The sequence below is a fragment of the Sulfobacillus thermotolerans genome (genome assembly GCF_039623705.1).
Taxonomy (GTDB): Bacteria; Bacillota; Sulfobacillia; order Sulfobacillales; family Sulfobacillaceae; genus Sulfobacillus; species Sulfobacillus thermotolerans.
This window is the reverse complement of the sequence record NZ_CP133983.1, coordinates 764,943-784,709: the sequence shown is the minus strand read 5'-3', so window position 1 is coordinate 784,709 and position 19,767 is coordinate 764,943. Positions and strand designations below refer to the sequence as shown.

The window sequence follows — 19,767 nt, the reverse complement described above, 5'->3', positions numbered from 1 at the left end:
CTACCCCCTATAACCCTGTGCAAACGTCCGTTCGAGTTCTTCCCGGCTATAGTGTAACGTCTTGTGCGCTCTGAATTGCAGTGCCCCATCTAGCGTGGTTTGACCAATAACCCGCACTGTAACCGACTTTGGGCTCTCCTCCAAAAGGCGTGCCGTTGACTCCGGCGTTGAAAAAATCAAAAACTGGCCAACCGCTTCAGAAAACAACCATTCTACTACAGGGTCGTCAGCTTTCACCGTGATCCCTAGCTTTTCCGGTGCCTTTATGAAGGCCCGACTCATCGCGACAAAAAGCCCCCCCTCTTCAATGGTTCGAAGCGCTATACCAGGTGCCGTGCGTGCCAGGCTTGTCACCCATGCCAATACCTCGGCAAGCTGGGTAAGATTCGCCCGCGGGTAGGGAGTCAGGCGCGGACTATATAGCGATTCAAAAATGCTACCGCCAAGCCCTAAATCCTCAGGACCAACCCACAAGATATCCATGCCCGCCGCCATAGGCGCATCGGGAACGGGTTCAAGAGGACAAGAATGGCGTCCTACCGCACCAATGACCGCCGTTGGCCAAATTGGATGACCACTGGTTTCGTTATGCAACGACACATTGCCTCCGGTTACCGGCACACCTAGGGCTTGACTCGCATCAGCAATCCCGGCCAACAAGGCCATAAGGTCTTGAAATACGTCCTCTCGATCTGGATTGCCCGCATTGATCCCATCGGTTAATCCAAGGGGCTGCGCGCCTTGCGTTGCGAGCAGCGATATAACGCGAGCCACGGCCGCCATCCCCCCGCTGTAGGGGTCGAGCGCTGCATAGCGTCCAGGGCCCCGGACTGCTATAGCCAACCCAGCGGTAGAGTCTTTCACCCGCAACACTGCCAAAGGATGGTCAGGCCCCCAAACGGTGTTTGTCAAGATCATGGAGTCATATCGCTGATAAATAGGCGCGCGGCTTTTACACTCTGGAGCGCCCAAAACGTTCAAACCCCATTCGCGCTCAAGTGTCAGCGGCTTAAAGGCTGGCATGGACGGCACAAGCTGGCGCCCTTTATCCCGCCCATTAGCCGGTACCGGCTTGAGCGGACAAGCGCCGGCCAGAATTTCTGGTGGCAAAACGGCTTGCCGAGGGTTGTCCCGCGTCCCAATCACTAACAAGGGTTCCTCCGTCACCTCGCCAATGACACGATGCGGCAACTCCCAGTGGTTCATAATGGCCTCGATGGCTTCCAAATGATGAGGAGCCACAATCAACAGCATGCGTTCTTGGGTTTCGGACAACATAATTTCATAAGGCGTCATATGCGGTTCACGACACGGCACGTCGTCGAGCCAAACTTGAGCTCCCACCTGCGACCTATAAACCAATTCCGCAATAGCTGACGTTAAGCCGGCCGCGCCCAGATCTTGCACAGCGTCCAACAAGCCTGTTTCCACAGCGGCCAAGGTGGCTTCCATAAGCAGCTTGCCCATAAACGGATCCCCCACTTGGACGGTAGGCCGCATGTGTTCTGTGCCTTCGCCAAAGTCCTGCGATGCTAAAAGACTGGCGCCATGAATACCGTCACGGCCCGTGGGCTGTCCTACTAACAGAAGATACGATCCCGGTCTTGCCCCGCGCGCACTAATCTTACGTTGAGCCGGCAATAATCCTACGGCCATCACATTCACTAAAGGATTTTTATCGTAGACCGCCCCATAGCCGACCTCACCCGTCACGGTGGGAATTCCGATAGCATTGCCGTAGGCCCCCACCCCTTCGACCACCGCGTGTTGCAAGTGCTGGGATGGGTCATCGGTACCAAAGCGCAAGGAATCCGCCAACGCTACCGGCCTTGCCCCCATGGCCACAATATCGCGTAAGATGCCCCCAACCCCTGTCGCTGCCCCTTGGACTGGCTCCACGTACGAGGGATGGTTGTGGCTTTCGACCTTAAACGCCACATGAACTTTGTCGTCCAATTGCACCACACCCGCATTTTCTCCGGGGCCTTGGACAACAGCCGGGCCGTCATGTGGCAACCACGCCAGCAAATTTTTGGAACTTTTGTAACTGCAATGCTCCGACCACAATACGCCAAACAATCCCAACTCCAGGTCATTGGGCACGCGGCCCATCTGATCACAAATATGCGTGAACTCTTCGGCCGTCAGCCCTACCTCTTCGTACGTCATTGGTCTACCTCCCCAAGCCAGGCCTTTAAGAATCTACGGCCATCCACCGAGCCTAAATATTGGGCCATGGCCCGTTCGGGATGAGGCATTAGTCCCGTCACACTTCCTTGGCTAATCCCAGCAATATTGGCCACCGAGCCATTAGGATTAGTCAGGGCATGCACTTGTCCGTCGGGGTCGCTATACTGCAAAAAAACCTGTCCCTGATCAAAAAGTGTGGAAAGAAAACCGGGCTCCACCGCAAAGGCTCCCTCATGGTGGGCAATCGGCATCCGTAACAAATCCCCCGTTTTAAGACCCACAAACCCCTGGGGCACAGAGACGACTCGCAGCGTTTCCCATGTGCAAAGAAATTCTCCAGACACGTTAGGACGCAATGCGCCTGGCAAGAGTCCTCGTTCACATAAAATCTGAAACCCGTTACAAATGCCTAAAACCGGCATCGCCTGTGTGGCGATGGCCTGCTCCACACTGGCCATGATCGGGGCTTGCGCTGCTAAGGCGCCACTGCGCAAATAGTCGCCATAAGAAAAGCCTCCAGGTAAAATCAGACGGTCAACCGGGGGCAATTCCGTCTGCTGGTACCATAACGGCACGCCCTCCACCCCAAGCGCAGCCAAAGCGTTCAACGTATCATCATCGCAATTCGAGCCAGGAAACGAAATGACACCGACTCTCATGCTTCCACCACCTGCACGGTATACGTCTCCATAACAGGATTGGCGAGCAATCGTTTCGCCATCTCGCGCCCAGCTTCTAAGGCCCTGTCCTGGTCTTGGGCTTCGACTTGCAATCTGATTTGTTTGCCAATCCGCACGTTGTCTACGGCATACCCCATTTGTTGGAGCACTTTCGTCGTCGATTGCCCGGCCGGATCTAAGATTTCCTCTTTCCAGGCCACATTGACTATGAGATCAAACGTCATGACATCACCCTTTTCAAGACTTCCTGGTACGCATCTTCCACGCCACCTAAGTCGCGGCGAAACCGATCTTTGTCCATTTTTTGCAACGTTTCTTTGTCCCAGAGCCGGCAGGTATCGGGAGAGATCTCATCGCCCAGGACCAAAGCATGCTCTTGGATGCCGAACTCCAGTTTAAAGTCCACAAGAATTAGGCCGCGCTCTTCGAAAAAATTCTGCAGTAACCGATTAATGTCGCGGGCTTGCTGCTTGAGTTGGGTAACCACGGCAGGTGACGCCGCCTGTAAAACCCGAATGTGGTCGTCATTCAACAAAGGATCTCCTAAAGCATCATTCTTGTAATACAATTCGATTACGGGTTCATCCAAAACCGTGCCTTCCGCCAGGCCCAACCGTTTCTCAAGTGAACCCGCCACCCGGTTGCGTACCACGACTTCTAAAGGCACCATTTGCAAATGGGACACGACAAGCCGCCGTGCATCTAGTTGCTCGCGAAAGTGCGTTGGAATGCCATGCGCTTCTAAATATGTCATTAATCGGGTGGTAATCGCCGCATTGACTTCGCCTTTACCGGCAATTTGGCCCTTTTTTTCGCCATTAAAGGCTGTCGCATCATCCTTAAAATCTACAATCACCACACGGGGATCGGTTGTCGCATACACTTTCTTGGCTTTGCCTTCATAAAGCAGTTCTGTTGCCGTCAACATCGCATGTCCTCCTTGAATAACTCGAATACCGCTTAGGCTTGGGTAAGTCCCAGACGCTCATAAATGGCGTCGACTTCCTTGAGATAAGGGTCAACTGAAAACAAGCTGGCAATGTGTTCAGGAGTCAAGTAGCTAGCAATCACAGAATCTGCAAGGACCCGTTCGCGAAAGCTGACCGCCGGATCTGCGGACGCTTCCATGGCGTGGTGCTGCACTCGTTTATAAGCCTCTTCGCGCGTCATCCCCGCCTCGACCAGCGCCAACAACAGTTTCTGGGAAAACACCAAACCGCCCGTCATATCGATGTTTTGTCGCATCCTACGGGTATTCACGGTCAAGTTTTCCATAATGCGGCCCATCACATCGAGCAGGTAGTCCGCCAAGGTTGTCGCATCGGGCAAGATGACCCGCTCCACCGACGAATGCGATATATCGCGCTCATGCCACAATGCCATATCTTCCAAAGCCGGCACCACATAACCACGCAACACGCGCGCCAGTCCTGACACTTGCTCGGCCATCACCGGGTTTCGCTTGTGCGGCATGGCCGATGATCCCCGTTGGCCTTCGCCAAAGGGTTCGGCCAATTCCCCCACTTCGGTGCGCTGCATATGGCGAATTTCCGTAGCCATTTTATCCAACGTCCCCGCTAAAATCGCTAAAGCCGTGATGACTTCGGCATGGCGGTCCCGCTGCAGAACTTGGGTCGACAATGGCGCCGGTTTCATCCCCATTTTTTCTGCCACTTGGGCCTCAATGACCGGAGGAATATTGGCATAATTGCCAACCGCCCCCGATATTTTTATCACGCTGATATTCTCTGTGGCATGCACAATGCGTTCTCTATCCCGTTCAAGTTCCAACCACCATAACGCAAGTTTGAGACCAAAGCTGGTGGGTTCAGCATGAATCCCGTGGGTGCGCCCCATCACCGGCGTGTGGCGATGTTCAAGCGCCAGCTTTCGCACGGCCTGCGACAATCGTGACACGCCCTCTTGGACAATCATAAGCGCATCGCGCGTTAAGGATGCCAACGCCGTGTCGACCACATCCGTAGACGTCAAACCAAAATGAATGTATTTCGCGTCTTCAGGATCTACGGTTTCACCTGCTGCATTAATAAAAGCAATCATGTCGTGATGAAATGTCTTTTCATACTCATCCACCCGTTTGGGATCGACGGTAGCCTTAGAAAGTCTTGCCGCCACACCATGGGGAATCTTTCCCAGTGTCTCCCATGCTTCTACGACATAGCGTTCCACATCCAGCCAGCGGTCATAGCGATTTTGATCCGACCACAACTCCTGCATCACGGGCCGCGCATACCGATTAATCACCTTGGGATCCCCTCTCTCACAGTAACCGAACATTACACGGTAATCTTATATAAATTGTTCGGAAATGTCGACCCTTCCCGTCCGCCTTTCCAAAAAAAAGTGGCCATAGCTAATGTCCTCTATGGCCACTGTCCTTATTCCTCATCCTTTAGGACTTATTCCCATTCAATGGTCCCCGGGGGCTTTGAGGTCACATCGTAGACCACCCGGTTTACATTCGGCACTTCTCCAATAATCCGGTGCGCTAACGTTTCCAGCAAGTCCGGATCCAAGCGCACCCAATCCGCCGTCATCCCGTCATCGCTTTGCACCGCGCGCACAACAATCGGATAGCCATAAGTCCTTTGGTCGCCCATAACCCCCACCGACCGCACGTCCAACAACACGGCAAACGCCTGCCAAATCGCGCGCTGCAGTCCACGCGCCTCAATCTCTTGACGCACAATCGCGTCCGCTTGACGCACAATCTCCACTTTTTCCCGGGTGACTTCGCCCACGATTCTCACCGCCAAACCCGGTCCCGGAAATGGCTGACGCCAGACAATACTCTCCGGCATCCCTAAGGCTAATCCGACATTGCGTACCTCATCTTTAAATAGCCAGCGCAAGGGTTCAACGATGGTGAAACCCACCTCTTCCGGTAGTCCTCCAACATTGTGATGGGATTTAATCGTCCGTGCATTTTTCCCTCCGGACTCAATAACGTCGGGATAGACAGTGCCTTGAATCAACACGTCAGCATGTCCGGCAGTGCGCTTGGCGTATTCAAACGCCGCAATAAATTCGCGTCCAATGATTTTCCTTTTGGCTTCCGGATCTGTGACACCCTTGAGCGCGTCAAAAAATACATCCGCACGGTTGATGACATGTAAGTCCAAGGTTGGAAAAGCACGCACCACTTCTTCAATCTCACCCGCGCGCATCAGGCCGTGATCAATCAAAATGGCGCTTAATCGCGGGCCTAGCGCTTCATGTGCTAAAGCCGCCGCCACAGCCGAATCCACGCCGCCGGACAATGCAATGAGCGCACGTCCCGCGCCCACCTCCCGTTGAATTTGCGCAATCGCTTCCGGAATGAATTGAGCAGGCTCCCAAGAAGGGGTTAAGTGAGCTACGTCAAATAAAAAGTTCTCTAGCATTTGAAATCCGCCCTCTGTATGGCGAACTTCGGGATGATATTGTACGGCCCATAAGTTCCGTGCTGGATCGGCCATCGCTGCGATAGGCGTCGTCGCGGTATGTGCTAACACACGAAACCCGGGAGGAGCACGAAATACATGATCTCCATGACTCATCCAAACCGTCGATTGGGCGGGAATATGCGTAAACAGTGGGCTAGAGTCGACGTCCAGCTCCATCATCGTGCGACCATATTCTCGTTGAGCTGCCGGCTCAACTCCGCCCTCCAACAGCTTGGCCATCAATTGCATGCCGTAACAAATGCCTAACGTGGGAATCCCCAAGGACAAAATACGCGGATCCATGGTCGGGGCCCCTGGTTCAAAAACACTCGCGGGCCCGCCCGACAAAATAATCGCCTGCGGTTGCTTGGCTTTTAACTCGTCCAAGGCAATGTCTCCAGGCACGACTTCACAAAAGACATGGGCTTCGCGTACCCGCCGCGCAATAAGTTGATTATATTGCGCTCCAAAATCTAACACTAACACTCCAGAGTTCATGCGTCTGTCCTCACCAACTTACAGACATCGGGCAAATTACGGTAGCGCTCGCCCACATCAAGTCCGTATCCCACAACAAACTCGTCGGGGATTTCAAATCCTTTGTAATGTAAGGGCACCGCCACCTGCCGTCTATCCGGCTTGTCTAGCAATGAGCAGATTTTCACGCTGAGAGCGCCGCGCGATTTCACATGGCCGTAAATATAGTTCAGCGTAAGACCTGTATCCACAATATCTTCCACGACTAACACGTGGTGGCCTTCAATGCTGTGATCAAGATCTTTGATAATGCGTACAACTCCACTAGATTTGGTTGAACTGCCGTAGGAAGACAGCGCCATAAAATCCACAGAAATGGGCAAATCAATATAGCGGACGAGGTCGGCCAAAAAGATAAAAGAGCCCTTTAAAATCCCAATTAAAATCAACGGCTTGTTTTGATAATCCAGCGTAATCCGCTTGCCGAGGTTCTGAACTCGGCTAGCGATCTGCTGAGCCGATAACAACACTTCTAATCGTTCTCCTTGCGCGGCTTGCAATGCTTAATGGTCTCCCTTCGTATCTCCCTGCCCGTCCTTGTGCTCACGAGCCAAACGGCGCATAATGTCTTGGCGATTAATCAACGGGTACAGCGAATCGCGGTGGACATCGGCCCGCCGCGCAATCAGCTTCCCCTGAAAGTAACTCTCCGCATCCCGTTCCACCTCGTCAAAGTCGTGGCGGTACGTGGCCGTATCTTCCTGTTGCAGTTGAGCACGCACCTCTTTCAAGGTGACCCCGTGATCAAGCAACGCTTTAATATATTTGAGGCGGTCAATATCCCCCTGGCTATAAAGACGCTGATTACCCTGAGTACGTCCCGGCGCTAACATCCCCAGCGTCTCATAATAGCGGATGCGTCTTTCTGTCAAGCCGGTCGCCTCTTTGACAACCCCAATAGAGAAAGATGGCTGGTCGGAATGGCTGCCACTTTTCATAAAACATCTCCTCGTGATAAAACCCCTGTGTTCCTGTCAATATCTTACCGAACTTTAACAACAAACTAAACCCGTTGACGAGAATTTGGCAGGGGTCCAAAACCCCTGCCATCATTTTCGACTTTCTATAATCGTTTTACGCCTGTTCAAGTCGGGTTTCTGTTCGTTCTTTGAGGATACGTTCCAATCGCTCAATTTGTTGATGCGATTGCCCGAGTTTATACGACAACTCCTGCATCTCCCGTGCCTGACGGTCGACACGGTCCTGCCGACGCCGCATCTCTTCCGTAAAGACATCCAACAATTGATTCATCATCGATTGCTGAGACTCCATAATCTTCATGAAAGGCGGCCAAATTTCTTCCCCAATGCGGCGAGAATGCGACACGCCAGCGCTTCCTTTATCCGATTTGGTCCGGATAATTTCCCGACCGGCTTCTAAATCCTGGGCTAACTGACGAAATCCTTCGCGGTCCGATTGTAACAGCGCATGGGTATCCACGAGGTAGGGACGACCGGCCACCCCTTCTTGCCGTTTCGCCGGCAGCTTTCCTCGCCGAATATCGGTGCGCAACGCGACAGCCAATTCTGGAGCCGCTTCAATAAGCTGAGATAATGTCACTTCCACTGGTTAGGCCTCCTTAACAGCGATTCGTCTATCTTCAGCCTTCCCATTTTTACCCATTTCAATCCATTGCCATACTTTCCTAAAAAATTTTTATCGACCGAAACGGGGTTCCTTCCCCTGAATCAAGCGCTCCCAATTCTTGCGGTGGGCCCATAACGCCAAAATCACCGTGGGAACGGCAAAATACCAGAGATCCACGAAACGGCCAGCCGCCCATAGCGTCACCAGGGCAGCAATCATGCCCATCAATGACGCAACGGAGACAATGCGAAAGATCAGGACAACCCCTGCAAAGACCAAGGCCGCCCCCAATGCCGCAGGCCAAAATAAACTGATGACAACGCCCAAGCCGCACGCAATGCCCTTTCCGCCTTTAAATCGCATAAACGGGGAAAACACATGGCCCAAAACAGCAAAAAACCCTGCCAATGCCGCCCATGCCGGATGCGCAGGCGTGACCCAATAGGCCAGTTGCACGGCTAGAATTCCCTTTAAGGCGTCCAAGCCCAACACGATGAGTCCTGTACTCAGTCCAAAAGTCCGCGCCACATTGGTCGCACCGATATTCTGACTGCCATGTTGGCGAATGTCCGTTTGAAAACGGAGACGTGCGAGGAGGTACCCAAAAGGTATGGCTCCCAAGAAAAATGCCACGATGACGATGCCAATAGCTAATGCCCCCATTTCATTCCCTCCTACGTCGCTCCTCATCATCTTGTGCTCTCTATTATTCCTGTCCGAGCCGCAAAAAGAAAGAGGAGAGCCTCAAGGCTCCCCTCTTTTGTTGAGCAAGAACGACTTACATCATCATGTCGCCCATGCCGCCCATACCGCCCATGCCACCCATACCGCCAGGGGCTCCAGCCGCGTCTTTCTTCTCGGGCTTGTCAGCCACTAACGCTTCAGTGGTCAACAACATCGCCGCAATGGAGGCTGCATTTTGCAACGTCGACCGCGTGACTTTAGCGGGGTCAACAATCCCTGTCTTGACCATGTCAACCACTCGGTTGTGAGCCGCATCATAACCCATGTTGCCCTTTTCCTTCTTAATGGCGTCAACAATGACGGAACCTTCCAAACCGGCGTTGTGAGCAATCTGACGCACGGGTTCTTCTAACGCACGGCGAACAATGTTGACTCCAATGCGCTCGTCACCCGATGCCTCAATGGCGTCTACTGCGGGAATGGCGCGCAACAAGGTGGTGCCACCGCCAGCTACAATACCTTCCTCAACAGCGGCCCGGGTTGCGGACAGCGCGTCTTCGATACGCAGTTTCTTTTCTTTTAGTTCTACTTCGGTGGCTGCTCCCACTTGAATGACCGCTACTCCACCAGACAATTTGGCCAAGCGCTCTTGCAACTTCTCACGGTCATAATCAGAGGTCGTGTCTTCAATTTGCTTGCGAATCACTGCGACCCGCTTCTTAATGTCTTCCGCAGAGCCATGACCTTCGACAATCGTGGTCTCTTCTTTAGCAATCTTGATTTGACGTGCCTGACCGAGCATCTCTGGCGTCACATTTTCCAATTTCAACCCGATGTCCTCAGAAATGACCTGACCTCCGGTCAAGATGGCAATGTCTTCGAGCATCGCCTTGCGGCGGTCACCAAATCCCGGAGCTTTCACGGCAACGGCCGTCAATGTTCCACGCAGCTTGTTGACGACCAACGTCGCAAGCGCTTCCCCTTCAACGTCCTCGGCAATAATAACCAAGGGCTTGCCACGCTGAACGATCTTCTCTAACACAGGCAGCAAGTCTTGAATAGCAGAAATCTTGCGGTCAGTAATCAAAATGTACGGATCGGACAAGACGGCTTCCATTTTCTCCGTGTCTGTGACCATTGATCATGGCTGACCTAACACGGTTGTCAACACCCCGCTCTAAAGCGCGACGGGCTTCCTCTTCATAAATGATTTGCTTCGCCATTAACTGTTACCCTCCTAAGCGTTTATGGTGCATGTGGTTAGGCGTGAACCATTGCCGGCACGATTACTGCCAGAACATCTTGTTCCCGCAGCAACCAGTAATCATGATTGTTCACTCTAACTTTCTTTGCTGCTTCCAAGTCGAACAGCACGACATCTTCGGGTCCGACCTCCAAAGGTGCCCGGGTACCATCATTCAAGAGTCGGCCAGGGCCAACCGCTCGAACACGTCCCCGCTGCGGATTCTCCTTCGCGGTGTCGGGCAACACAATCCCCGAAGGCAGTGAATCGTCGTCTGTCATTTCCACTACCAAGTGGTCTGCCAGAGGACGAAGCTCCACAGATGTTCCCTCCTCAGTAATAGCTAACTATGTTTTTTGTTAGCACTCACGCTCAGCGAGTGCTAACGTACCCATAGAGCAGTTTACTCAAAAGGCCGAAACACGTCAAATAATTCTCTTCCCGGCAGAAACCGGAAATATGGCCCTTTACGGCCACCAATCTCGTAAAATCTTTTTAGTTCTACCCTAAACATCATTTTTCATGAGTGGTTTGCCCATGAATGAGGTGCATCGCATGGTCTAAAACAGGAAAAATGACTGGCAAGAGTTCCTCAATCGCACGAGGAGAGCCGGGAAGATTGATGATGAGCGTCATCTTGGCCTGGCCCGCTATCCCTCGAGACAGCATGCCCATGGGGGTGTGGCGCATCGACTCTTGTCGCAGGGCCTCCGCGATACCCGAAATATCGCGGTCGATGACTCGTCTTGTAGCCTCGGGCGTCACGTCCCTGGGCCCTAACCCGGTGCCCCCTGTGGTCAGAATCAGATCAATGCCTTGGTCTATCCACTTCTGCATCTGCTGAGCTAACAGCTCTTCTTCATCGGGCAGAATCTTGCGTTCGACAACTTTGCCAACTTGTTCCAAATGGGTCGCCAAAATTGCCCCCGATTCGTCTGCGCGCTTCCCCGTAGCGCCTTGATCACTACTGGTGAGAATCGCTATGGTCCACATGAGAAGCTCCTTCCCGAAGAAAATGCCCGGAACGGCCTCCGGCCTTTTCCAACAAGACAATGTGCCCAATCTCCAGGGTTCGGTCCATCCCTTTAAGCATGTCATAAAGCGTGAGAAGGCTCGCTGATACCGCGGTTAGCGCTTCCATTTCCACGCCCGTCGGAGCCGTTGTTTCCACCACCGCTTCCACCCGAAAAGCTTCTGATTCAATTTCAATCTGGACGTCTATATGAGTTAATGGCAAAGGATGACACAATGGAATGATGTCACTGGTCTTTTTGGCCGCCATAATTCCCGCCACGCGGGAGACGGCCAAAACGTCACCCTTAGGGATCTGGCCGTTCTTAACCGCTTGGCAAATATCCGGGCGCGCCGATAAATACCCAACGGCACGCGCTAGGCGCCGGGTTGCCGGCTTCTCGCCCACTTCCACCATATGTACTTCTCCACGTTCATTAAGATGGTTTGGTTGGGTACCCACGTATGACCCTCCTACAAATGCATCGCAATCGCCGCAAACGCCTGGGCACCTGTTCGCAATGCGCGCTCATCGGGATTAAACGCTGCCGAATGAATTCCTGTGACGAAATCCGGGCCCACGACGCCAACATGCACGTTTGTGGCGGGCACTCTTTGTGCGACATAGGCAAAATCCTCCGCACCCATCGATGGCCGTGGCAGTAAAACGACAGCAGCCTCTCCCAATTCCTGTGTCAAGACCTGCTGCACCAAACCCGTAAAGGCGGGATCAGCCACCAGCGGAGGATATCCTCGGTGCATAGAAATGACAGCTTCCGCGCGGTATGCTTGCGCGATTTGATGGACCAAATTGTCAAAGCGCTCAAGAGTCCCGTCGAGATTATTGGGTGACAAAATACGAATCGTACCCGTCATCTCTACCGTATCTGCAATCACATTTTCCCGGTAACCCCCACAAATTGTGCCAAACGTCACCACTAAAGGCTCGGTGGGATCTTCTTCGCGGCTCACTAATGTCTGACACGCTTGCACAATCGCCGTTGCCGCGATAATGGCATCCACCGTTTTATCCGGATGAGCCCCGTGCCCGCCCCGGCCTTTAACCGTTATCGAAAAATCATTCGGTGAGGCCATGGCGGGACCGCTGAACAGGCCAACAACTCCTGCGGCAAGATCGCTATCCACGTGCACCATTACGGCCCGACTCACCGGAGGATTGTCTAAAATGCCCGCTTCGATCATCGGCAAAGCGCCTCCCGGTCCTTCTTCTCCTGGTTGGAACATTAAAATAACCGGGTGGCTTAATTGCGCCTCGTGATGTTTTAAGTAATATGCGGCGCCCAATAGCATGGCCGTATGCATGTCATGACCACATGCATGCATGCGGCCAGAGATTTCTGAGCTAAAAGGCAGGCCGGTGGCCTCTAAAATCGGCAAAGCGTCCATGTCCGCGCGCAATAACATGGCAGGACCTTGTGCATGGGGGGCAATCACGCCCACCACCCCCGTGCCAATTAAGCGGTGATGCGAAATCTGCAAGAAATCTAACCACGACACGGACGTATACCGATCCCGTCGCCGGACCCGCTCCGTGGCCCCCCGCATCCCCGTCAGATCCTCCAGGACGAATAGCGTCTGGGCCCCAATAGCGGACCACGAGTGCCTTACTGACCTGATGGTTCACATCGGTCATCCAACGGTTTTCTCGTTGTCCTAAGCGTTTCAGGCGCCGCCGGGCGGACGGCGTCTGCCGGCGTTGCAGGGTCTGCCGGAGGATCTTGAAGTGGTCACGCCGCACTTTGACGGCGCGGCCGGGGAAAAAGGTAGTCTGCCCCTGGGAATCGTAGGCCGTCACCAGGACGTTGATGCCGAAGTCGAGCCCGACCACCTGACGAATCTCCGCCCAATCGGTCTCGGCCACGTCTTTCGTCATCGGTACAGGGAGAAACCAGCGCCCATGGCGGTGCACAAGAGGTGCCGTGCCACACTGCCAAGTCCCGTCGAAGACGCGTTCCATGCCCTGCCGGGCGAAGGGGATCGGCACGCGGCCTGCCAGCGTATTGAGAGAGAATGCGCCGGCCTTCAAGGAATCGTCGCGATTACAGACGAGATCGAAGGCCGGTTTGGTGAACGGCACCCGAGTCCAGGGATGCCCGTGGGCCAGCACACTGTTGTAGCGGGCCATCACGGTTTTGATCACCGATTGCGCCATTTGGGATCGCAAGCCAAACGGCGCCCACAAGGGCCGGTAGGTCTCGGTGTGGAGATCGGCTTGCTGAAGGCAGTGCGTGGTATCGACAACCCCGGAGACCCCGTGGCACCCCTGACGGTAGGCCTCGACGGTCTGCTGGAGCAACGTCGCCTGATCCGGGTTCGGATACCATGGCACTTTCGCGGTCAAGGTCAGTACCGTCGCAGACGCCCCCCAACATTCACGAGACCTATCATATCGCAATGTTAGTGAGACCACAACATGGGAAGAAGGGGGGGGTTCTCTGACGCGGCTCCTCCCCGGCCTGAAGGCCGAGGTCTCCGCCGCGCGGTATTTTGATGAAAAAGAAAAACGAGGCGGGAATCCGCCTCGTTTTTCCTACTTGTCATAGTGATAAAACCCTTGTCCGCTTTTCCGGCCCAAAAGCCCTGCATCCACCATTTTCCGTAGTAAGGGCGCTGGCCGATATTTGGAATCACTAAAACCTTGATAAAGCACTTCCATAATAGATAAACAGGTATCAAGTCCAATAAAATCTGCTAGCGTCAGAGGCCCCATGGGGTGATTCATGCCTAATTTCATCACCGTATCAATCGCCTCACGGCTCGCCACGCCTTCTTGCAACGCAAAGATCGCCTCGTTAATCATCGGCATCAAAATGCGGTTGGAGACAAAACCAGGGTAATCTTGCACTAGGACGGGCACCTTCCCCATGGCTTCGGCTGCCGCCATGACGTGCTGGGTGACATCGCTCTTTGTAAGAGCTCCCTCCACGACTTCAACCAAACGCATTACGGGAACCGGATTCATAAAATGCATGCCGATAACCCGTTCCGGATACCGGGTGTCACGGGCAATACGAGAAATCGAGATGGATGACGTATTGGAGGCCAGTATCGTGTCGGGACCGAAGTGCTCGCCCAGCTCACGAAACACCCCCACTTTGACGGCCTCCGCTTCAACAATCGCTTCAATACAAAGATCAACGGAAGAAACACTCTGGGCCGTGGGCACGGCATGAATGCGAGACAAAATATCCCTTTGTTGATCGGCGGTCAATTTACCCGTCTCAACCGCACGGCTCAGTCGCGCTTGCATGCCACCGAGGGCTTTTTGCACTTTTTCCGGGGCATTGTCCGTCAACCACACCTCAAAGCCCTGAGTCGCCGCAGTCTGCGCAATGCCGGCTCCCATTTGTCCAGCCCCTACGACTAACAGGCGCTGATTTTCCATCATATTGACCCCCTACCCGACTTTGACCAGCGTCGCTTCCCCCTGGCCACCTCCGCTGCAGATCGCGGCCACACCGTAACCGCCGCCCCGTTCTTGCAGTTCGACAATTAACGTCATCAAAATGCGTGCCCCCGACGCGCCGATCGGATGTCCTAACGCGACAGCACCCCCATTGACATTGACAATTTCGGGATTAAATTCTCCAACTTTAATACTCGTCAACGTCACCGCCGCAAAGGCCTCATTAATTTCGATGAGTTTGAGTTGGGATTTGTCAATCCCCGCTTTTGCCAAAGCCATTTCAGCCGCATAAGCGGGCACGGTATGCAAGTATTTAGGAGCGCGCGACACGAATCCCGAACTCACGATCGTCGCTAATATCGGCAACCCCAAATTTTCTGCTTGTGTGCGCTCCATCAAGACCAATACGGCGGCTCCGTCTGTCAACCCAGGCGCATTTCCCGCCGTCACAGTCCCGTCGGCGACGAACACTGGTTTAAGGGCCCGCATTTTCTCCAGTGATGTATCACGCCGGGGGCCTAAATCGTGATCAATGACCGACTGCTCACCGCGACGCCCCGTCAATGTCAATGGCGCAATTTCTTTGGCAAATCGCCCTGAATCCGTCGCTAGAATCGCCCTTACGTGACTGCGGTAGGCCCACTCATCTTGTTCTTCACGGCTAATGCCAAATTCCTTCGCAACTTCGCTGCCATAAACGCCCATATGACACTGGCCAAAACTACACCACAATCCGTCGTGCACCGCGGCATCGACAAGAGCCCCATCTCCCATCCGCAAACCAAAGCGAGCCCCATCCACCAAATATGGCGCCCGGCTCATCGATTCCATCCCCCCGGCAACAGCCGATTGAATTTCGCCCGCCCTGATGGCCATATCTGCTAAATTCACGGCTCTAAGACTCGAGGCACAGACTTTGTTTATCGTATCCGATGGCACCGTCTCCGGCATTCCCGCTCCCATCGAGGCTTGTCGCGAGGGAATCTGTCCGGCTCCCGCCTGAAGGACCTGGCCCATAAAAACATAGTCGATGGCGTCGCCTGGTATCATGGCCCGTTTTAGCGCCTCACGAATAGCATGGGCTCCTAGATCCGTTGCTTTGACGTCTTTGAGTGCGCCCCCAAAGGGCGTGAAGGGTGTCCGTGCTAGACTCACTACCACGGTTTCTGGCATTGCTCCTCATCTCCTCATCCTTCCCGGATAATCCGGGCCCCTAACCTGCTTAGTTTATATTCCAAGGCATGATAACCCCGGTCTATATATTCCAGACCGTCGACGACGGTAGTGCCTAACGCTCCCAACCCTGCCAAAACCAGCGCAGCTCCACCTCTAATATCTTGAGCTTGCACGGGGGCCCCCGTCAACTGGTCAACACCCCGGACAATCGCCGTTTCCCGGTCCAATTTAATATCAGCCCCTAAGCGCACAAGGTCGTTGGTATAGCCAAAGCGATTCTCAAACACCGTCTCCTGGACGACAGAAACCCCTTCAGATAGGCTCAAAACGCTGACCATTTGAGGGTGGAGGTCGGTCGGAAAACCGGGGTACGGTAGGGTCTCAATATCGACCGCACGTAAACGTCCCTCGACGCTAATACGAATCCAGTCCATATCTTCTTCGATGCCCCAACCAATTGATACACCGTATCCGCTGTGGATCCGCGGTAAGGCACACGCCCTTCAATCCCCTCCGGCACCAGTTTATCCACGTCTTGATCGTCCTGAAAATAACGGTCGCGCGAGCCTTCTTTCATGGCCGCCAAAGACCCCATGCCCCGGTAAACTTTAAACGACCTGCCCTTAAATATTTCCATCTCGCCTGGACTCTCTTCCGTCCCTGCAAACAAAGAGCCAATCATGACCGTTGATGCTCCGGCGGCTAGGGCCTTCACGATATCGCCAGACCAACGAATACCACCATCGGCGATAATAGGCACCCCATGAGACTGTGCCACCTGCGCAGCCCCGAAGACCGCAGTCACCTGCGGCACGCCGATTCCGGCTACCACACGGGTTGTACAAATGGACCCAGGACCCACCCCGACTTTGACCGCATCCGCCCCTGCTTCAATAAGCGCTAAGGTTCCTTCCGGTGTCGCCACGTTACCGCCCACGACATCTACATGAGGAAACAGTTGTTTAATTTGACGCACGGTGTCAATAACCCCTTGCGAATGACCATGCGCCGTATCCACGACAATGACGTCCACCCGTGCCGCGACGAGCGCTTCGACGCGCGCTATGGTTTCCGGCCCCACTGAAACAGCTGCCGCGACCAGCAACCGTCCATTCTGATCCTTCGCGGAATGGGGAAACTTTTTGGCTTTCTCAATGTCCTTAATCGTGATCAAGCCACGCAACCGACCCATGCGATCGACCAAGGGAAGTTTTTCAATGCGGTGGCGGCCTAATATGGCTTTGGCCTCTTCCAACGTGGTTCCTTCAGGCGCCGTGACTAAACTATCTTTCGTCATCACTTCATGAATCGGCCGACCGAAATCTGTCTCAAACCGCAAATCCCGGTTGGTGAGAATACCCACCAAATATCCGCCATCTCGGACAATCGGAACGCCCGAAATACGGTAGTGACGCATCATTTCCAAAGCGTCGCGCACAAAATTATCCGGACCCAAAAAGATTGGGTCAATAATGACCCCATGTTCAGACCGCTTAACTTTGTCCACCTCTGCGGCTTGGCGTTCAATCGACATGTTTTTATGAATCACGCCGATCCCGCCTTCCCGCGCCATTGCAATGGCCATTCGCGCTTCTGTGACGGTATCCATCCCGGCCGAAACCAAGGGAATATTGAGCGACACATTACGCGTAAAGCGCGTCGTCAAACTCACATCCTTAGGCAGAACGGTTGAATGTCCTGGGACTAACAAAACATCGTCGAAAGTCAAGGCCTCGGGCCCAAACTTTTCCTGAAACTCCACTTCTAATCTCTCCTTCGTATTGACTCACCACCCCGGGGCATCCAGGGAATTTCTCATCAGTCTATCACAACCCTGAGCCCGCGACATCGCTTGCCTCTAATTTCTTCGCAAGTTCTCGTCCGACCATATAGACATTCCCAGCTCCCATGGTGATAAATGTATCGCCCGGAACCATGCGCCCCAAGACGTCCTCCACAACAGAAAACATATCCGGACGAAAATGTACGGTTTTCCCTTGGTCGGCAATCGCTTGGGCCAATCGTTCTCCTGATACGCCCGCAATGGGCGCTTCTCCCGGAGGTGCATAAATCTCGGTCAAATAGAGCTCATCGGCATCATCAAAAGCGTGGGTAAACTCCGTCCACAAGTTCTTGGTTCGAATATACCTTTGCGGTTGAAATAAAGCAAAAATGCGCCCTGGTGTGCGCTGCCGGCAGGCTTGGAGGGTCGAGCGAATCTCGGTAGGATGATGCGCATAATCATCGACAATCATGACAGGGGTATCCACAATAACCTGAAACCGGCGTTGAGCATTAGAAAATGTGGCCAAAGATTGTAAGGCATCATCCCACGCAATCCCCGTATGGTGGGCTACCGCCAGCGCCGCTAAGCTATTGACCACGTTATGCACCCCCGGCACCGCGAGCGTCGCGGTTCCCACCGGCTGGTTTTGCCACATTACCGTGTACCGCGTTAAAGCGGGCGTCAATTGGATATTGGTTGCCCTAAGCATCGCCTCTTCCGTCAGGCCATACGTGACGAAAGGTACTGCCAGAGTCTGACTGATAGTCCGTAACACAGGATTGTCTACACCAATGACCGCTAAGCCCGTATCCGGCACTTTATTTAAATAGACCGCAAATGCTTGCTGCAGCGCGTCAAAAGACCCCTCATAATGATCGAGATGCTCGGGCTCCACATTGGTTGCCACCGCAACCCACGGATGATATCGCAAGAACGTGCCGTCACTTTCATCGGCTTCTGCCACGGCATAACGGCCATGACCGACGCGCACATTCCCCTCAAATTGCGCAACCTCTCCCCCCACTAAGACCGCCGGATCTGCCCCCGCATCTTGCAAAATAGTGCCAATCATGGTGGTCGTGGTGGTTTTGCCATGCGTGCCGCTCACCGTTATGGCCTCAAACCCTTCAAGCACCCGGGCTAAAATTTCCGACCGATGATACAGGGGTATCCCCAACCGCACCGCTTCAGCCCGCTCCGGATTGTCCTCCGCCACGTCCGTGTTATATACCACCCAATCTGCTCCCGCCACATTTTCTGGCCGATGGACATATTGCACCGTGATGCCTTGACGTTCGACGCGCTCCGTTCGGCTTGATGGATTGACATCGGAGCCCGTGACCTCATATCCTTGATGCTTTAGCAACAGCGCCAGACCACTCATGCTGTATCCGCCAATTCCTATAAAATGCACATGCGTCACATTTGTCCCTCCAGCCATTTATGGGTAGGATTTGCCAAGCACAGCCGTTTCATCCTCTATTTATTAACGAAACTGCCATCCCTGTTCCACCCATAGTGCGCGGTAGTGCAGGGCTGCTGACCGAATTTGTTCATGTTCCTCGGGCCGCAACTCACGAACAATGCGGGCGGGCGATCCCATCACTAAAACACCCGCAGGAATTTCCATGCCTTGGGGAACCAAGCAACCCGCCGCGATGATGGTGCCGGGGTGAATATGGGATCCGTTCATAATGATAGCTCCCATCCCAATTAACACATCATCGTCCACCTGCGCTCCATGAACAATGGCCCCATGACCAATCGTGACCCCCGCACCAATCATGCAAGGAAACCCAGGGTCTGCATGCAGTGTGGCATTATCTTGGACATTGGATCCCTCGCCCAAGGTAATAGGCGCGCTATCAGCGCGAATCACGGCATTAAACCATACCGAGCTATAATCCCCAAGCGTCACTTGGCCAATCAGATAAGAACCCGGGGCCACAAACACCGGATGGCCAACTTGAGGATAAAAGTCTCCAAATTTGAGCAGCAAT

21 protein-coding genes and 1 pseudogene are annotated in these 19,767 nt (G+C 53.8%); all 22 read right to left on the bottom strand.

Annotated features, from left to right (window positions below; translation table 11 throughout):
- The 22 genes and pseudogenes from purL to ORD20_RS03840 all read right to left on the bottom strand — a co-directional run bounded on the left by purL (position 1) and on the right by ORD20_RS03840 (position 19,766).
- Positions 1 to 2,169 (bottom strand): phosphoribosylformylglycinamidine synthase subunit PurL, encoded by a 2,169-nt coding sequence (gene purL, locus ORD20_RS03945; RefSeq protein ID WP_103374117.1) that lies wholly within the window; start codon positions 2,167 to 2,169, stop codon positions 1 to 3.
- Positions 2,166 to 2,849, bottom strand: coding sequence for a phosphoribosylformylglycinamidine synthase I (gene purQ / locus ORD20_RS03940; protein WP_103374118.1), 684 nt, complete (start codon positions 2,847 to 2,849; stop codon positions 2,166 to 2,168). The genes purL and purQ overlap by 4 nt, the downstream gene beginning before the upstream one ends.
- Positions 2,846 to 3,094 carry a phosphoribosylformylglycinamidine synthase subunit PurS gene (gene purS / locus ORD20_RS03935; RefSeq protein WP_103374119.1) on the bottom strand — a complete coding sequence of 83 codons (249 nt, stop codon included), beginning with the start codon at positions 3,092 to 3,094 and terminating at the stop codon, positions 2,846 to 2,848. Before purS ends, purQ begins: the two co-directional genes overlap by 4 nt.
- A complete protein-coding gene (purC, locus tag ORD20_RS03930) occupies positions 3,091 to 3,795 on the bottom strand; it encodes a phosphoribosylaminoimidazolesuccinocarboxamide synthase (RefSeq protein ID WP_146038955.1) in 705 nt (234 codons plus the stop codon). Before purC ends, purS begins: the two co-directional genes overlap by 4 nt.
- 35 nt (positions 3,796 to 3,830) lie before the next feature.
- A complete protein-coding gene (purB, locus tag ORD20_RS03925; RefSeq protein WP_103374121.1) occupies positions 3,831 to 5,135 on the bottom strand; it encodes an adenylosuccinate lyase in 1,305 nt (434 codons plus the stop codon).
- A gap of 155 nt (positions 5,136 to 5,290) precedes the next feature.
- Positions 5,291 to 6,814 (bottom strand): glutamine-hydrolyzing GMP synthase, encoded by a 1,524-nt coding sequence (guaA, locus tag ORD20_RS03920; protein ID WP_103374122.1) that lies wholly within the window; start codon positions 6,812 to 6,814, stop codon positions 5,291 to 5,293.
- Positions 6,811 to 7,353, bottom strand: coding sequence for a hypoxanthine phosphoribosyltransferase (hpt, locus tag ORD20_RS03915; RefSeq protein WP_103374123.1), 543 nt, complete (start codon positions 7,351 to 7,353; stop codon positions 6,811 to 6,813). Before hpt ends, guaA begins: the two co-directional genes overlap by 4 nt.
- A 3-nt stretch (positions 7,354 to 7,356) precedes the next feature.
- Positions 7,357 to 7,791, bottom strand: coding sequence for a MerR family transcriptional regulator (locus ORD20_RS03910; protein ID WP_103374124.1), 435 nt, complete (start codon positions 7,789 to 7,791; stop codon positions 7,357 to 7,359).
- 136 nt (positions 7,792 to 7,927) lie between these two features.
- A complete protein-coding gene (locus ORD20_RS03905) occupies positions 7,928 to 8,419 on the bottom strand; it encodes a hypothetical protein (protein WP_103374125.1) in 492 nt (163 codons plus the stop codon).
- A gap of 90 nt (positions 8,420 to 8,509) precedes the next feature.
- Positions 8,510 to 9,103 (bottom strand): glycerol-3-phosphate 1-O-acyltransferase PlsY, encoded by a 594-nt coding sequence (plsY, locus tag ORD20_RS03900; RefSeq protein WP_158246125.1) that lies wholly within the window; start codon positions 9,101 to 9,103, stop codon positions 8,510 to 8,512.
- A gap of 115 nt (positions 9,104 to 9,218) precedes the next feature.
- Positions 9,219 to 10,262, bottom strand: a pseudogene (groEL, locus tag ORD20_RS03895) (chaperonin GroEL); the annotation flags it as partial.
- 122 nt (positions 10,263 to 10,384) lie between these two features.
- Positions 10,385 to 10,687: a co-chaperone GroES gene (locus ORD20_RS03890; protein ID WP_103374128.1), complete on the bottom strand. Its 303-nt coding sequence runs from the start codon at positions 10,685 to 10,687 to the stop codon at positions 10,385 to 10,387.
- A gap of 193 nt (positions 10,688 to 10,880) precedes the next feature.
- Positions 10,881 to 11,360 carry a MogA/MoaB family molybdenum cofactor biosynthesis protein gene (locus tag ORD20_RS03885; protein WP_103374129.1) on the bottom strand — a complete coding sequence of 160 codons (480 nt, stop codon included), beginning with the start codon at positions 11,358 to 11,360 and terminating at the stop codon, positions 10,881 to 10,883.
- Positions 11,332 to 11,841, bottom strand: a complete 510-nt coding sequence (moaC, locus tag ORD20_RS03880; RefSeq protein WP_103374130.1) for a cyclic pyranopterin monophosphate synthase MoaC — start codon at positions 11,839 to 11,841, stop codon at positions 11,332 to 11,334. The genes ORD20_RS03885 and moaC overlap by 29 nt, the downstream gene beginning before the upstream one ends.
- A gap of 11 nt (positions 11,842 to 11,852) precedes the next feature.
- On the bottom strand, positions 11,853 to 12,839 hold the full coding sequence (locus ORD20_RS03875) for a M20 metallopeptidase family protein (RefSeq protein ID WP_430626678.1): 987 nt from the start codon (positions 12,837 to 12,839) through the stop codon (positions 11,853 to 11,855).
- Positions 12,742 to 13,740, bottom strand: a complete 999-nt coding sequence (locus ORD20_RS03870; RefSeq protein WP_430626526.1) for a transposase — start codon at positions 13,738 to 13,740, stop codon at positions 12,742 to 12,744. Before ORD20_RS03870 ends, ORD20_RS03875 begins: the two co-directional genes overlap by 98 nt.
- A 189-nt stretch (positions 13,741 to 13,929) precedes the next feature.
- Positions 13,930 to 14,784 (bottom strand): 3-hydroxyacyl-CoA dehydrogenase family protein, encoded by an 855-nt coding sequence (locus tag ORD20_RS03865; RefSeq protein ID WP_173677055.1) that lies wholly within the window; start codon positions 14,782 to 14,784, stop codon positions 13,930 to 13,932.
- 12 nt (positions 14,785 to 14,796) lie between these two features.
- Positions 14,797 to 15,978, bottom strand: coding sequence for an acetyl-CoA C-acetyltransferase (locus ORD20_RS03860; RefSeq protein ID WP_103374133.1), 1,182 nt, complete (start codon positions 15,976 to 15,978; stop codon positions 14,797 to 14,799).
- A 14-nt stretch (positions 15,979 to 15,992) separates the two neighbouring features.
- Positions 15,993 to 16,415 (bottom strand): hypothetical protein, encoded by a 423-nt coding sequence (locus tag ORD20_RS03855; RefSeq protein WP_430626525.1) that lies wholly within the window; start codon positions 16,413 to 16,415, stop codon positions 15,993 to 15,995.
- On the bottom strand, positions 16,304 to 17,743 hold the full coding sequence (gene guaB, locus ORD20_RS03850) for an IMP dehydrogenase (protein WP_430626524.1): 1,440 nt from the start codon (positions 17,741 to 17,743) through the stop codon (positions 16,304 to 16,306). Before guaB ends, ORD20_RS03855 begins: the two co-directional genes overlap by 112 nt.
- A 64-nt stretch (positions 17,744 to 17,807) precedes the next feature.
- Positions 17,808 to 19,190, bottom strand: a complete 1,383-nt coding sequence (murC, locus tag ORD20_RS03845) for a UDP-N-acetylmuramate--L-alanine ligase (RefSeq protein WP_103374136.1) — start codon at positions 19,188 to 19,190, stop codon at positions 17,808 to 17,810.
- 63 nt (positions 19,191 to 19,253) lie between these two features.
- Complete coding sequence (locus ORD20_RS03840) at positions 19,254 to 19,766, bottom strand: gamma carbonic anhydrase family protein (RefSeq protein WP_103374137.1); 513 nt, start codon at positions 19,764 to 19,766, stop codon at positions 19,254 to 19,256.
- Between the last annotated feature and the right edge of the window lies 1 nt (position 19,767).

What these genes read in the sequence shown, in the direction of transcription:
- ORD20_RS03860 (WP_103374133.1), bottom strand. Translation starts at nt 15,978, where the DNA reads ATGCCAGAAACCGTGGTAGTGAGTCTAGCACGGACACCCTTCACGCCC.
- ORD20_RS03885 (WP_103374129.1), bottom strand. Translation starts at nt 11,360, where the DNA reads ATGTGGACCATAGCGATTCTCACCAGTAGTGATCAAGGCGCTACGGGG.
- plsY (WP_158246125.1), bottom strand. Translation starts at nt 9,103, where the DNA reads ATGGGGGCATTAGCTATTGGCATCGTCATCGTGGCATTTTTCTTGGGA.
- ORD20_RS03855 (WP_430626525.1), bottom strand. Translation starts at nt 16,415, where the DNA reads ATGGACTGGATTCGTATTAGCGTCGAGGGACGTTTACGTGCGGTCGAT.
- ORD20_RS03910 (WP_103374124.1), bottom strand. Translation starts at nt 7,791, where the DNA reads ATGAAAAGTGGCAGCCATTCCGACCAGCCATCTTTCTCTATTGGGGTT.
- purL (WP_103374117.1), bottom strand. Translation starts at nt 2,169, where the DNA reads ATGACGTACGAAGAGGTAGGGCTGACGGCCGAAGAGTTCACGCATATT.
- ORD20_RS03865 (WP_173677055.1), bottom strand. Translation starts at nt 14,784, where the DNA reads ATGGAAAATCAGCGCCTGTTAGTCGTAGGGGCTGGACAAATGGGAGCC.
- purQ (WP_103374118.1), bottom strand. Translation starts at nt 2,849, where the DNA reads ATGAGAGTCGGTGTCATTTCGTTTCCTGGCTCGAATTGCGATGATGAT.
- purS (WP_103374119.1), bottom strand. Translation starts at nt 3,094, where the DNA reads ATGACGTTTGATCTCATAGTCAATGTGGCCTGGAAAGAGGAAATCTTA.
- guaA (WP_103374122.1), bottom strand. Translation starts at nt 6,814, where the DNA reads ATGAACTCTGGAGTGTTAGTGTTAGATTTTGGAGCGCAATATAATCAA.